The organism is Nonomuraea sediminis (assembly GCF_018531495.1).
GTDB classification, from domain to species: Bacteria; Actinomycetota; Actinomycetes; order Streptosporangiales; family Streptosporangiaceae; genus Nonomuraea; species Nonomuraea sediminis.
On the sequence record NZ_JAHDTI010000001.1, the window covers coordinates 1,667,391 to 1,679,802 of the forward strand.

The 12,412-nt window shown below is 71.2% G+C and carries 10 protein-coding genes; 1 reads left to right on the plus strand and 9 read right to left on the minus strand.

Annotated features, from left to right (window positions below):
* Window positions 1-260: 260 nt before the first annotated feature.
* The 8 genes from KIK09_RS07740 to KIK09_RS07775 form a co-directional block, all read right to left on the minus strand.
* Entirely contained in the window at window positions 261-845 is a 585-nt protein-coding gene (locus tag KIK09_RS07740; RefSeq protein WP_214317903.1) for a hypothetical protein, read from the minus strand.
* A gap of 91 nt (window positions 846-936) precedes the next feature.
* A complete protein-coding gene (locus KIK09_RS07745; protein WP_214317904.1) occupies window positions 937-1,737 on the minus strand; it encodes a hypothetical protein in 801 nt (266 codons plus the stop codon).
* The gene (locus KIK09_RS07750) at window positions 1,734-2,438 is read right to left on the minus strand and encodes a VIT1/CCC1 transporter family protein (protein WP_214317905.1); all 705 of its coding nucleotides are present in this window, start codon (window positions 2,436-2,438) and stop codon (window positions 1,734-1,736) included. Before KIK09_RS07750 ends, KIK09_RS07745 begins: the two co-directional genes overlap by 4 nt.
* Window positions 2,435-3,511 carry a prolipoprotein diacylglyceryl transferase gene (gene lgt / locus KIK09_RS07755; RefSeq protein ID WP_214317906.1) on the minus strand — a complete coding sequence of 359 codons (1,077 nt, stop codon included), beginning with the start codon at window positions 3,509-3,511 and terminating at the stop codon, window positions 2,435-2,437. Before lgt ends, KIK09_RS07750 begins: the two co-directional genes overlap by 4 nt.
* 25 nt (window positions 3,512-3,536) lie before the next feature.
* Window positions 3,537-4,286, minus strand: coding sequence for a DsbA family protein (locus KIK09_RS07760; RefSeq protein ID WP_214317907.1), 750 nt, complete (start codon window positions 4,284-4,286; stop codon window positions 3,537-3,539).
* Window positions 4,286-4,813 (minus strand): DoxX family protein, encoded by a 528-nt coding sequence (locus tag KIK09_RS07765; protein WP_308163964.1) that lies wholly within the window; start codon window positions 4,811-4,813, stop codon window positions 4,286-4,288. The genes KIK09_RS07760 and KIK09_RS07765 overlap by 1 nt, the downstream gene beginning before the upstream one ends.
* A 96-nt stretch (window positions 4,814-4,909) precedes the next feature.
* Window positions 4,910-8,839 (minus strand): endo-alpha-N-acetylgalactosaminidase family protein, encoded by a 3,930-nt coding sequence (locus KIK09_RS07770; RefSeq protein ID WP_214317908.1) that lies wholly within the window; start codon window positions 8,837-8,839, stop codon window positions 4,910-4,912.
* 123 nt (window positions 8,840-8,962) lie between these two features.
* Window positions 8,963-9,790, minus strand: a complete 828-nt coding sequence (locus tag KIK09_RS07775; RefSeq protein ID WP_214317909.1) for a helix-turn-helix domain-containing protein — start codon at window positions 9,788-9,790, stop codon at window positions 8,963-8,965.
* A 100-nt stretch (window positions 9,791-9,890) separates the two neighbouring features.
* Between KIK09_RS07775 and KIK09_RS07780 the strand changes: the two genes are divergently transcribed.
* Window positions 9,891-11,615 (plus strand): glycoside hydrolase family 35 protein, encoded by a 1,725-nt coding sequence (locus KIK09_RS07780; RefSeq protein ID WP_214317910.1) that lies wholly within the window; start codon window positions 9,891-9,893, stop codon window positions 11,613-11,615.
* Here KIK09_RS07780 and trpA read toward each other — a convergent pair.
* Window positions 11,612-12,412 carry a tryptophan synthase subunit alpha gene (gene trpA / locus KIK09_RS07785; RefSeq protein WP_214317911.1) on the minus strand — a complete coding sequence of 267 codons (801 nt, stop codon included), beginning with the start codon at window positions 12,410-12,412 and terminating at the stop codon, window positions 11,612-11,614. The two genes, KIK09_RS07780 and trpA, sit on opposite strands and share 4 nt — an antisense overlap.

A 12,412-nucleotide genomic window follows, 5' to 3' on the forward strand; every position in this document is an offset into this window, starting at 1 on the left:
GGCCAGGTGCGTCGGGGTGTGGGCTTCGTGGGGACTCCGGAGGGCGCTCCCGTCTCGCAGAGCGGTGGGGGTTCAGGAGTGGGCTTCGTGTAGGGCGATTCTGCGTCGTGAGTGGGTGGAGTCCTGAAGGAGGACCGTCCTCGTCTTGGTGAGGGGTTTGTGCGTGCTGGAGGTGTGAGCCCTTAAGGACGGTGTCCGAGCCGGAGGCGCCGCTGTCAGGGGAGGTCCATGTGTTCGGGAGCGGCTCGGGGCGGTGGCTGCTAGGTGGCGGCGATGACGCGGGGCTGGATGGCGTGGCCGAGGGTGTCGAGGGCTACGAGAGGTTGGAGGAGGTCGGGGGTGGTGGAGTGGGTGGGGCCTACCCAGGTGACCGTGACGTAGTGGCCGAGGGCTCGGGCCTGGGCTCGGCTGTGGGAGGCGTCGAAGGGGGTGGCCTGCCGTACGAAGCCTGAGTGGGACAGGGCGGCGACGAGGGTGTCGGCGGCGTGGCCGTCAGGGAGGTTGAAGATGACGAACTCGCCCGCCACCTGGTCCGAGGCGAAGGTGGCGCGCAGAGCCTGGGTGCAGCCGGGCGCGTCGATGCCCCACAGGGCGTCGGAGCAGTCCGTGAGCTGTTCCGAGGTGAGCTTGCGGAGGCCGCCGACCGTGGGGGCGGTGAAGAGCTCGCCGAGGGACAAGGGAGCGGCGTCGCGCTGGCGGGAGTCGATGACCGCGTACATGGCCGAGGTGGGCTCGCCGCTGTAGGAGGCCGGGCGGGGATCGGCGCGGTGGGTCAGGAACCAGGCGCCCACGCCGCACACCGCCAGGACGGCCACGGCCAGCGGGATCACTACGCGAAGCGGCATCTCGGCCCCCTGGGCGCGACGGTACGGCAGGGCGCCATGAAGCCGTCCACGCGGGTACGGCAGGGCGTCATGACGCCATCCACGCGGGGCGTCATGAGGACGGGCCCGCGATGTCGACGGTGCGGCGGTAGACGGCCTTCTCGGCGCCGCGGAGCGTGAGGGTGAGGGAGACGAAGTCGTCCTTGGGGGTGGGCTCGGCGCCGTCGGCGCGGCCGATCCAGACGAGGCCGACGTAGTGCCCGAGCGCGTAGGCGCCGCCCTCGCTGTGGCCGCCGGCGGGAAAGGCGGCCTCCGGCAGCGGACGGACCCAGCCGCCGCGGTAGAGCGTCTTGAGCGACTCGACGAAGTCCCCCGCGGCCTTGACGTTCTGCAGGTTGAGCAGGGTGTACTGGGCCACGTAACGGCCGTCGGCGCTGGTGTAGGCGGCGCGCGCGGCCTGCGTGCAGCCGTCGAGCTCGTCGAGCAGTTCGGCGCCCCACAGGGCGGCCGTGCAGTCGGTGTCGAGCTTGGTGCCACCCAGTTTGAGCGTGAGCTTCTTGCCGCCGGTGAGCGTCTTCTGGGCGAAGACCTCCTTCTCCGTCAGCGGTTTGGTGTCCTTGGCCCGGTCGCCGATCGGCTCGAGACCCTTGGGCGAGGCCCAGCCGTGGAAGACCTCGGGCAGCGTGGTCCCCGCGTCGAGCATGGCCGCGGTGGCCTGCCGTTCGGGGGCGTAGCCGCTGCCGAGGGAGGTGACGACGAGCGTCAGGCCGACGGCGGCAGCCAGCACCCCGGCGATCGAGGCGATGATCACCAGGAGCTTCTGCTGCTTGGGCTGGAAGCCAAGGTCGGTCAGGACGGGCAGTTGCCAGTCGGAAGCCGGCGGCCTGCGCCGCTTGCGTGTCCTGGTGGTCACAGGCCCGACGCCCCGATCAGGTTGCCGAGCCCGAACGTCAGCCCGGCGGCCACCGCGCCGACGAAGAGCTGGCGCAGCCCCGTGTACCACCAGCTGCGCGCGGTCACGGTGGACACCAGCGCGCCCGCGCCGAACAGCGACACGCACGACAGCACCGCGGACAGCCACAGGCTGGTCACGCCGAGCAGGTACGGCAGGAGCGGCAGCAGAGCGCCGACGCTGAACGACAGGAACGACGAGACGGCGGCCAGCCTGGGCGAGGGCAGGTCGTGCGGGTCGACGCCGAGCTCGTTCTGGGCGTGGACCTTGAGCGCCTGGTCGGGGTTCTCGGAGATCTGCCTGGCCACCTCGGCGGCCAGGTCGGGCGCGACGCCGCGGGCGACGAACGTCTGCGCCAGCTCGGCCTGCTCGGCGACAGGGTTGCGCTCGAGCTCGCGCTTCTCGACGGCGATCTCGGCCAGGGCGAGCTCGCGCTGGCTGGCGACCGAGACGTACTCGCCGCCGGCCATGGAGAACGCGCCCGCGGCCAGCCCGGCGATCCCCGCCAGCGAGATGACCTTGGTGTCGTCGGTGCCGCCGGCGACTCCGGCGATGAGCGCGAAGTTCGACACCAGCCCGTCCATCGCGCCGAACACCGACGGCCGCAGCCAGCCGCCGGTCACGTCGCGGTGCTGGTGGTGGATCTCCGCGCGCTGGCTCATCGCGAGTTCTTCTCTTCCGCCTCGGGCACGGCCGCCGCCTCGGGCACGGAGTCCGTCTCGGGCTCCGCGGGTACGGCTTCCGCCGCGTCCTCGGCTTCCTTCGGCTCGGAAGCGGACGCTTCTTCAGATGCGGTTTCAGTCACCGTATCCGATTCGTCCGAAGATGACCCGGGCAGGTCCGCGGCATCCGCCTGGTCCGACGGATGGGCGGGATCCACCGCTCCCCCCGCCGAGGCGGGCACGATGATCTCCTCCGTCTGCTTGTTCCGCGTCAGGAAGAAGTACACCAGCGCCCCGACGAACAGCACGATCGACGTCCACTGGTTGAGCCGCAGCCCGAGGAACGTCACCGCGTGGTCGACCCCGCCGACGGGATCGATCCGCAGCCCCTCGATCCAGAACCGCCCCAGCGTGTATCCGGCCACGTACAGCGCGAACAGCCGCCCGTGCCGCAGCACGAACTGCTTGCCCGCCCACAGCAGGAAGAAGCCCAGCAGGAGATCCCAGATCGACTCGTACAGGAACGTCGGGTGGTACGTGGCCACGTTCTCGTACCCGGGCAGCCGGTGCTGGGGGTCGATCTCCAGCGCCCAGGGCAGCGTGGTCGGCCCGCCGTACAGCTCCTGGTTGAACCAGTTGCCCCAGCGCCCGATGGCCTGCGCGAAGGCGATGCCGGGCGCGACCGTGTCGGCCACCGCGGAGAGCGAGATGCCGCGACGCCGGCACGCCCACCAGACGCCGACGCCGCCGAGGGCGATCGCGCCCCAGATGCCGAGGCCGCCCTCCCAGATGAACAGGGCCTGGTACGGCTGCTTGATCGCGCGCGGGCCGAAGTAGGTCTGCCAGTCGGTGATGACGTGGTAGAGCCGGCCGCCGATCAGGCCGAAGATCACCGCGGGCACGGCGATGTCGACGATCGTGCCCTTCTCGCCGCCGCGAGCGCGCCAGCGGCGCTCGCTCAGCCAGACGGCGACGACGACGCCGAGCACGATGCACAGCGCGTAGGCCCGGATCGGGATGAATCCGAGGTACCAGACCCCCTGGGAAGGGCTGGGAATGAAGGCAAGGGGCATGTCGGTGAGGGTAGCGGACACCGGGCTACTTGGCGGCCTTCGTGACCGTATCGCGCAGCTGCGCGGGCTTGGAGACCACGCTGAGGTCCATTTCCTTGCCGTTCAGCTTGACCGTCGGAGTCCCCTGGATCTTCTGGTCCTTGAGGGTCTTGTCGGTGTAGGCGATGTGCGCGGACGCCTTCTGCTGCTGGGTGACGCAGGCGTCGAAGCCGGGCGCGGTCACCCCCGCCTCCTTGCCCCAGCCGACCAGCTGGTCGATCTTGAAGCCCTCGGTGCCCTCGGTGGGCTGGTTCTTGTAGAGCAGGTCGTGGTAGGCCAGCCACTGCTTGCCGTCGGCCACGCAGCGCGCGGCCGAGGCGGCGCGAATGGAGTTGCTCTTCATCGGGTCGTCACCGAAGATCGTGATCGGGTGGTAGACGACCTTGGCCTTGCCCTCGGCGGCCAGGTTCCTGAAGGTGGAGCCGCTGATCTCCTCGAGCTGCTTGCACACGGGGCACTGGAAGTCCTCGTAGATGTCCACCACGGGCGCGACGACGCCCTCCTTGGCCATCACGACGGACCCGTCGGACTGCACGGTCGTCGGCGCCGTGTCACCCGCCGCCTCGGAGGTGGACTGGCTGGCGGTGTACCACCAGCCGAGGCCGACCGCCGCGACCGCGACGACCCCCACGCTCAAGTAGGTCACGACCTTCTTGCGCTGCTCCCGCGCACGGTCGGCGGCCTGCTGCTCCCTGATCTTCTCGCGCGCCGACTTCTCGCGGTCGCCCTTGCCCATCAGTAGCTCTCCCCCTCTTCCACCTGATATGTACGGCCGGCCAGCCCCAGTGCCGAGTCGAGCGCAAACCGTCCGGAAGCGAACCGGACGGTCCAGGCGCCGCACAGCATCAGCCCGAAGTCCCGCAGGATCTCCAGCGGGTACTGCGGCTCCTGCCCGCCGGGCAGCTGGCCGCCTCCCCCGAAACAGCCGCAGTCGATGCGCAGCCCATGGGCCCACGCCCAGGCTATGCCAAAGACGAAGGCGGCCATGAGCAGCGTGCCGACGACGGCGGCGACCCTGGTCAGCAGGCCGATGACCAGCAGCACCCCGACCACGATCTCCAGGATCGGCAGGCCGTAGCCCACCATCGTGGCGACCGAGTCAGGCAGCAGCTGGTACGCCTTGACCGCCACCACCGATTCGGCGGGACTGCCGATCTTCAGCCCACCGGCCACGATCAGCGTCACGCCGAGTATCAACCGGGCGACGGTCGTCACCCAGGGTATCGCCACTCTGACGCTGTGTGCCTGTTGCGACGCGGTCACGGGTGCTCTCCTCTGTCTCTGCGCCGGGATGCGCACAGTACCCGCACCACATCCGATCACGTTAAGGATAAGGCTCAGCTAAGCCGAATGTGCTGGTCAGCCGCAACTGAACCGCGCGCCTCCCCAGTCGGCGTGATCGTTGCCGTTGCCGTCGCCACCGTCGGTCACCACAAGATCGACATAACGGGCGCCGGCCAGGTCCGCCTTGAGCTCGTAGGCCGGGTCGGGACCCTTGAGCACCGGGCTCTGCGCCTTGGTCACCCCGTCGGCCACCACGGCGTACTGGACCGACCCGCGCACGCCCTGGCTGTCGTCCACGCCGGCGAAGGCCGCGAAAGCCGTACATCTGCCCGCCAGGAAGTAGCGGATCCTGGCCGGCGCGTGCGTGCCGAGGCCCTTGGGATAGACCTGGCCGCCGATGGTGATCGGGGTGCCGTCGCCCTGGGCCTTGTCGCCGTTCTCCTCGTCGCGCTCGGCGGGCCCCCAGCCGTTGTCGGCGCTGACCCAGTCCAGGTCACTGGCGTAGGCGTCCTTGGCGGGCGGTGGCGGCAGGGTCCGCACGACCGCGGAGGCGTCCACGCTCCGGCCGGCGTAGGCGGCCACGGCCTTCAGCTCGTAGGTCTGGTAGGCGGCGTCGGCGGGCGGCGTCACCTTCCAGACGGTGACCAGCTTGCCGCCGGGCTCGACGCGGCCGTTCCCGTCCCCCGCGGCGGTCCAGCCCTCCGGTACGGCGAGCGTCACCTTGACGTCCTGGGCGGTGTCCTCGAGGTTCTGGAACGTGGTGGTCACGTCGTTGGCCGTGCCCTGCTCCAGCGACGGCGAGGCGGGAACCACGGTCAGCGAGGCGCACGCGGGCGCGTCGGGCGCGGGCCCGAGGTCCTTGACGGCGAAGTCGTCCAGGACGAAGTCGGCCCCCGCCTGCTCGGGCTTGAGCGAGCGCAGCCCGACCCACACGTCGCCGCAGGCGCCGACCACGCGCTCGGTGAAGCGGGCAGTGGTGGTCTGCTCGGGCAGCGGGGTCCGCCTCGTCTCCACACTGGCGCTGCCCTTGTCGTAGCCGGTCACCCAGCTGTAGGTCTCCGCCTGGGCGCTCTGGTAGGCGAAGGACACCTCGTAGGCGTGTCCCGGCTCGAAGCGGGCGGTCCACGGCACGGTCCGGTAGACCAGCCCCTCGCGCTCCTCGTGCGACTTCAGCGACCAGTCGCCGTCGAGCACGTCGTCGACGGTCTTGCCGTTCCACCCCTTCTGCGTGTACGGCTCGTGCCGCTCGGAAAGGTGGGTGCGGGCGTCGAACGAGCCGCCGGCGTCGCCCTTGACGAACGGGCCCCACCCCTGGTCGACGGACTCGAATCCGTCGCTGTCGCCGGGCGGGTCGCTCGCGACGAGCCTGACGTCGTCGACCCTGACCTCGCCAGCGGCGTCCGCGGCCTCGATGCGCAGGTCCGCGCTGCCGGCCTTGGCGGTGAAGTGGAGCTGGACCCGCTGGAAGTAGGTGTCGTGCTTCTCGTCCGAGGCGATGTAGTTGCGGGCGGTGGACCGGTCGAGGCCGATGGCGGCCTCGCCGACCGCCAGCGTCGTCCGGCGGGTCGTGCCGGGTTCGATCTCGATCTCGGCGGAGGCGGTGTAGGCCCGGCCCGGCTCGAGGCCGGTGAGGCGCTGCTGGATCCGGGCGGGGGCGCCGCCGCCGAGGACGGCGACGCGCTGGCCGAGCTGGTTGGTCCTGACGCTGACGGGCCCGCTGGTGTCCCAGGTGTTCACGCCGTTGAAGCCGGGGTCCCTGACGCCGCTGCCCTGGCCCCAGTCGGGGGCGTGCGCCGCGGGGGGCTTGCCGACCGGGTAGAGCACGTACGGCTGGCCCTTGTCAGCATTTAGAGAGATTTTCCCGTTTCGTGGGGCGAGGACGCCCAGCGGGACGCGGCCCTGGTCGGTGAGCTTGTAGAGCCGCAGGGGCCCGGCGGCGTCCCAGGTGGTCGTGCCGCCGTCCGGGTTGTAGTGGTAGTACCTGCCCTCCCACGGCAGCAGGTAGGCGCCGCCGTCGTAGACCTTGTGCGCGCCCGCGAACAGCTCGCGCCTGCTGTTCGTGAACGTCCCCCTGACGCCGCCGGTGAAGTCGATCTCGTCGGCCTTCCAGCGCATGATCTTGTAGTGCTGGAGGAACTTGGCCGGCAGGTTGTGCTCCCAGATGTTGCGGTAGAAGGCGGTGAAGTCGTTCTCCGCGGTCCAGCCCTCGAACTCGACGATGCGGGCGTTGTCCAGGATGGGGTGGGCGTTCCAGACGTCCTTCTCGCTGTTGCGGATGAAGCGGATGATCTGCGAGTTGAGCCCCTTGTTGGTGGCTCCGCCGTAGTTGAGGTCGTTGGCCCAGTGCGACCACAGGGAGCCGCGCTCCAGCTTGTCGGCCCACTCGGTGCCGACCTGCCAGCCCTGGGCGCGCAGCTCGGCAAGCAGCCGGTCGGCCACCCAGCCGAACGGGCGGTAGACGTCCACGTACAGGAAGGCCAGGTTGGGGTCGGTCTCGTCACGAAGCTGATGGAAGCGCTTGGCGAGGGTGCCGTTGGTCAGGTCTGCCCGCTGGTCGATCTGGTAGGACTGGTCGAGCCAGTTCCAGCCCTTGGCCTTGACGTTGACCAGCGACTCGCTGAAGCTCTTCGCCTCCGGGTAGGACTCGGTGGCGTTGACGTGCACGCCGAAGGTGGCGTTCCAGTTCCTGCCCGCCTTGAGCAGCGTGTTGAGGTCGGCCAGCCCGCCGGCGCGGCGGTTGTAGTTGCCGCCGTAGTCGGGGTGCGCCGAGTCGTGGCCCTCCGACTGGTAGCCCTTGAGTATCGCGAGTTGCCCGAGCCCGTCGGTGGCCAGCGAGACCCGCTTGACGTCGTCGAGCGTGCGCAGGAACGGGTGGGTGGCCTGGCTGGAGAAGTTGAACGGGATGTGCGCGACCACCCGCTCCTTGGTCTGGTCGGCGCCCAGCGCCTTGATCTCGATGCCGCGGAAGGCGATCGCGCCGTCCTGCCAGTCGACCGTGTGGTCGCCGTTGGCGTCGGGGGTGACGACGACCCTGGCCCAGGGCAGGTTCTCGGTGAAGGGCGAGCCGGTGCCGCGGTAGGTCCACTGGCCGCTCCACACGCCGACCCTGACCGTGCCGTCGGCGTCCTTCCTCGCCTGGTGCCACAGGCGGGCGGCGTCCTTGTCGGTGGGGCCGCTCGGCTTGTCGTAGGTGGAGTTCGTCTCGACGGCCGCGGCGAGCCTGGCCGTGTTGACGATGGCGTAGCTGGCGCCCACCGGGTTGGCGTCCGGGGCCGTCTGCGGCGTCACCTGGGCGAAGACGTCGGCCGTGCGGGTGGAGTTGGGGTCGAGCCTGGTGAAGGCGGTGGCGGCGCCCTCCTGGGTGCTCGCCACGGACACCAGGTCGTGTCCCGGCAGGTCGAGGGTGTTGATCCGGAAGGCGTCGGTGTTCCTGACCGCGTCCACCCGGAACGTGGTCACCCGCCCCCTCACCCCGATGGACACGTCCAGCCCGACACCGTCCAGGTCCGGAAATTTCAGGCTGTAGCGGGCGGTGCTGCCGTCGTTCCCACTGAGGGCGCCGGTCACGTTGTACGGCCGGCCGTTCAGGACCACGGCAGGCACGGCCGTACCGCCGTCGAGCGTGGCGCCGCCGGCGCGGTCGGTGTAGCGCAGGACGCGCGGGAAGGCGGGGTCGAGCGCGACGGTCAGCTGCGGCGAGGAGATGACGGCGGGCGCGGACACGGCGGCCTGCGGCTCGGGCTTGATGTTCTGCACGGTCGGCGGGGGCGGCGTGGGCCCGGTGGGCGAGATCTCCGGCGAGGGCAGCGGGTTCTTCGGCGTCGGCACCGGCGACGGAGGCGTGGCTGCGTGGGTGACGTGGGCGACGTGGGCCGGGGCGATGGCCTGGGCTCCGGCGGGTAGGGCCGCGCGTTCGCCGGGAGAGGCGTGCGCGGCCAGGGGCACGATCACGGTGGCGCAGACGAGGGCGGGCAGGGCTAAGAGGGCTGCGGAGCTCGGGCGCATGCGGGTCCTTCCGGTGCGCGACGTGGCCTGGTGCGGCGATGGCCGCATGCATAGTCGCATTCGCGCGCCGTTTTCGCCGCGAATACCCACAAACGAGCAGCGCGGGTTAGGCAGCCGTGGCGGTCAGGCCAGCCAGGACTCCTGGGTCCGGAACTCGCTGGGCGGCAGCCCGACCCGGCGGGTGAAGATCCGGGTGAAATAGGCGGGGTCGTCGTATCCCACCCGGCGGGCGACCGCGGCCACGGGCAGCCGGGAGCCGGCCAGGAGATCCTTGGCCCGGTTGAGCCGCACCGACACCAGGTAGTCCTTCGGGCTCGAGCCCGTCAGGCGCCTGACCACGGCCCGCAGGTCGGCCAGCGGCATGCCGAGGCGGCGGGCGTGCTCGGCCACCGAGATCGGCAGGCACGCGTCCCTGCCCAGCGACTGCAGCACCGGCTCCCCGGCCGGGTCCTCGTCGGCGCGGGCCTGCCGCAGCGCCACCAGCACCTCGTGCACGACGGCCGACGTCTCGACCTCCAGGTACGGCCCGCCCCTGCGGCAGGCCTGCGCGATGCGGCCGATCGCGTGCACGGCCGCGTCGGCGGCGGTCAGCGGGATGACGGGCCTGGCCGGGTCGAGGAAGCCGAGGTCCTGGTAGGCGGCCACGGCGGGCCCGGTGAAGTCGCAGAACCACTCGGTCCAGCCCTGCTCGCCGGGCGCGTAGTGGTGCTCGACCCCGGGGAAGAGCCACAGCACGGCGGGCGCCACGACCTCGATCTCCGGCTCGCCGCCCTGGCGGAACCAGCCCCCGCCCTCGGTCACGACGACGGCCACGTGCTTGTGCAGGGTGCGCGGGCCGACCGTGGGCAACCGGCCCTCCTGGTGTCCCACGCCCAGGCAGACCAGGCCCAGCCTGCGGTGGGCCTCGCTCGGCGTGAGGAAGTGCATCCACTGCCGGAACCGGCCTGGCACTGCCGCCCTCTCGATTCGTCCAACCATCCGGCGCGCTTTGTCCATGGCCCGCGCCCGCGACTCCGCACCATCCTGGGCAGATCTACCTGTAAGGATAGCGATGCGAACTTTTGCGATTCAGGACGGCGCCTTCCACCTCGACGGACAGGAATTCAGGATCCTGTCGGGGGCGCTGCACTACTTCCGGGTCCTGCCCGAGCAGTGGCCGCACCGGCTGCGCATGCTGCGCGCGATGGGGCTCAACACCGTCGAGACGTACGTGCCGTGGAACCTGCACGAGCCGCGTCCCGGCGAGTTCGCCCGGCTGGCGGAGGTCGGGGCGTTCCTCGACGCCGCGGCGGCCGAGGGCCTGCTGGCGATCGTGCGGCCGGGTCCCTACATCTGCGCGGAGTGGGACAACGGCGGCCTGCCGTACTGGCTGAGCGGGCGGATCAGGACCAGCGACCCCGAGTACCTGCGCCAGGTCGGCCGCTACTTCGCGCAGCTGATCCCGGCGATCGCCGAACGGCAGGTCACCAGGGGCGGCAACGTGATCATGGTGCAGGTGGAGAACGAGTACGGCTCCTACGGCGACGACCAGGACTACCTGCGCCACCTGGCCGATCTGCTGTCCGCGCACGGCGTGGAGGTGCCGCTGTTCACCTCCGACGGCTCGGCCGACTGGCACCTGACCGGCGGCACGCTACCGGGCGTGCTGGCCACGGTGAACTTCGGCTCCGAGCCTGAGCGGCACTTCGCCGCGCTGCGCGCGCACCGGCCTGACGATCCGCTGATGTGCATGGAGTACTGGTGCGGCTGGTTCGACCACTGGGGCCAGCCGCACGTCACGCGGGACGCCGACAGCGCGGCGGACACGCTGGAGCGGATCCTGGCCGCGGGTGCCTCGGTGAACCTCTACATGGCCCACGGCGGCACGTCCTTCGGCACGCGGGCCGGCGCCAACCAGGTGGGCGAGCTCGCGACCGGCGCCTACCGGCCGACGATCACCTCCTACGACTACGACGCGCCGATCTCCGAGCAGGGCGCTCCGACCGAGAAGTTCTGGCGCTTCCGCGAGATCCTGTCCCGCTACAACCCGGACGTCCCGGACGTCCCTCCGGCCCCGGCGACGCTGCCGCCGTCGCGGGTGCGGCTCACGCACTCGGTACGGCTGCGCGACGCGCTGGCCAAGCTCGCCCTGCCCGAGGTCACCGGGCCTGTGCCGGCCACGTTCGAGGAGCTCGGGCTGGAGCACGGGCTCGTCCTCTACCGCACCACGATCCCCGGGCCGCGGCAGCCGTACCCGGTGACGGTGCGGGGGCTGCACGACAGGGCGTACGTGTTCGTGGACGGCGAGCCCATGGGGGTCCTCGAGCGGGACGTGCCCGGCGGCGTCGACGTGCCGGGCGGGGTGAGCGTCGAGCTGCTCGTGGAGTCGATGGGGCGGACGAACTTCGGGCCCGCCGTGGGCGAGGCCAAGGGGATCGTCGGCGGCATCCTGCACGGCCAGCAGTACCTCAACGGCGTCACGGCCGTGCCGATCCCGCTGGACGACGTGTCGGGCGTGCCCTTCGAGCCGGGCCTGGCCGGGGAGCCGACCGCCTTCTACCGGGGCACCCTCGAGGTGGCCGAACCCGCCGACGGTTTCCTGGCGCTGCCCGGCTGGGGCAAGGGCTACGTGTGGGTCAACGGCTTCTGCCTGGGCCGCTACTGGGAGCGCGGGCCGCAGCGCACGCTGTACGTGCCCGCGCCGCTGCTGCGGGCGGGCACGAACGAGGTCGTCCTGCTCGAACTGGACAGGGTGGGCGCGGACCCGGAGATCCGCGCCGAACCCGAGCTGGGCTAGCCCCTGCTGCGGACGCCCTGGGCCATCTCGCGGGCCAGCTCCCCGATCGAGGCGCGGCCCGCGGCCTCGTCGGGGGCGTCCAGCATGCGGCGGATGAAGGCCGAGCCCACGATGACGCCGTCGGCGTAGGCCGCCACCTCGGCGGCCTGCGTACCGGTGCCGACGCCCAGACCCACGCACACCGGCAGGTCGGTGTGCTGGCGGGTGCGCCGGACCAGGTCCTCGGCGGCCACGTTGACCGTCTCCCTGGCACCCGTGACGCCCATCAGCGACGCCGCGTACACGAACCCGGTGCAGCAGTCGACCACGGCCTTGATGCGCGCCTCCGTCGAACTGGGGGCCACCAGGAACACCGTGTCGATGCCGGCCGCGGCCGAGGCGGCGCGCCACGGCTCCGACTCCTCGGGCGTCAGGTCGGGCGTGATCGTGCCCGTGCCCCCGGCGTTGGCCAGGTCGCGGGCGAAGCGCTCGGCGCCGTAGCGGTCGATCGGGTTCCAGTACGTCATGACGAGCGTGGCCGCGCCCGTCATGGCGACGCCCTCGACGGTGCGCATCACGTCGGCGATGCGGGTGCCGTTGACCAGCGAGCGGTGCACGGCGTCCTGGATCGTGGGGCCGTCCATGAGCGGATCGGAGTACGGCAGGCCGATCTCGATGACGTCGCAGCCGGCCTCGACCAGCGCGGCGGCGGCCGTGACCGCGCCTTCCTTGGTGGGGAACCCGGCGGGCAGGTAACCCACGAGCGCGGCCCGGTTGTCCGCTTTGGCCTTGGCGAACACCGTCTGAAGAGTGGTCAT

What these genes read in the sequence shown, in the direction of transcription:
- KIK09_RS07740 (WP_214317903.1), bottom strand. Translation starts at nt 845, where the DNA reads ATGCCGCTTCGCGTAGTGATCCCGCTGGCCGTGGCCGTCCTGGCGGTG.
- KIK09_RS07750 (WP_214317905.1), bottom strand. Translation starts at nt 2,438, where the DNA reads ATGAGCCAGCGCGCGGAGATCCACCACCAGCACCGCGACGTGACCGGC.
- lgt (WP_214317906.1), bottom strand. Translation starts at nt 3,511, where the DNA reads ATGCCCCTTGCCTTCATTCCCAGCCCTTCCCAGGGGGTCTGGTACCTC.
- KIK09_RS07760 (WP_214317907.1), bottom strand. Translation starts at nt 4,286, where the DNA reads ATGGGCAAGGGCGACCGCGAGAAGTCGGCGCGCGAGAAGATCAGGGAG.
- KIK09_RS07770 (WP_214317908.1), bottom strand. Translation starts at nt 8,839, where the DNA reads ATGCGCCCGAGCTCCGCAGCCCTCTTAGCCCTGCCCGCCCTCGTCTGC.
- KIK09_RS07780 (WP_214317910.1), top strand. Translation starts at nt 9,891, where the DNA reads ATGCGAACTTTTGCGATTCAGGACGGCGCCTTCCACCTCGACGGACAG.
- trpA (WP_214317911.1), bottom strand. Translation starts at nt 12,412, where the DNA reads ATGACCACTCTTCAGACGGTGTTCGCCAAGGCCAAAGCGGACAACCGG.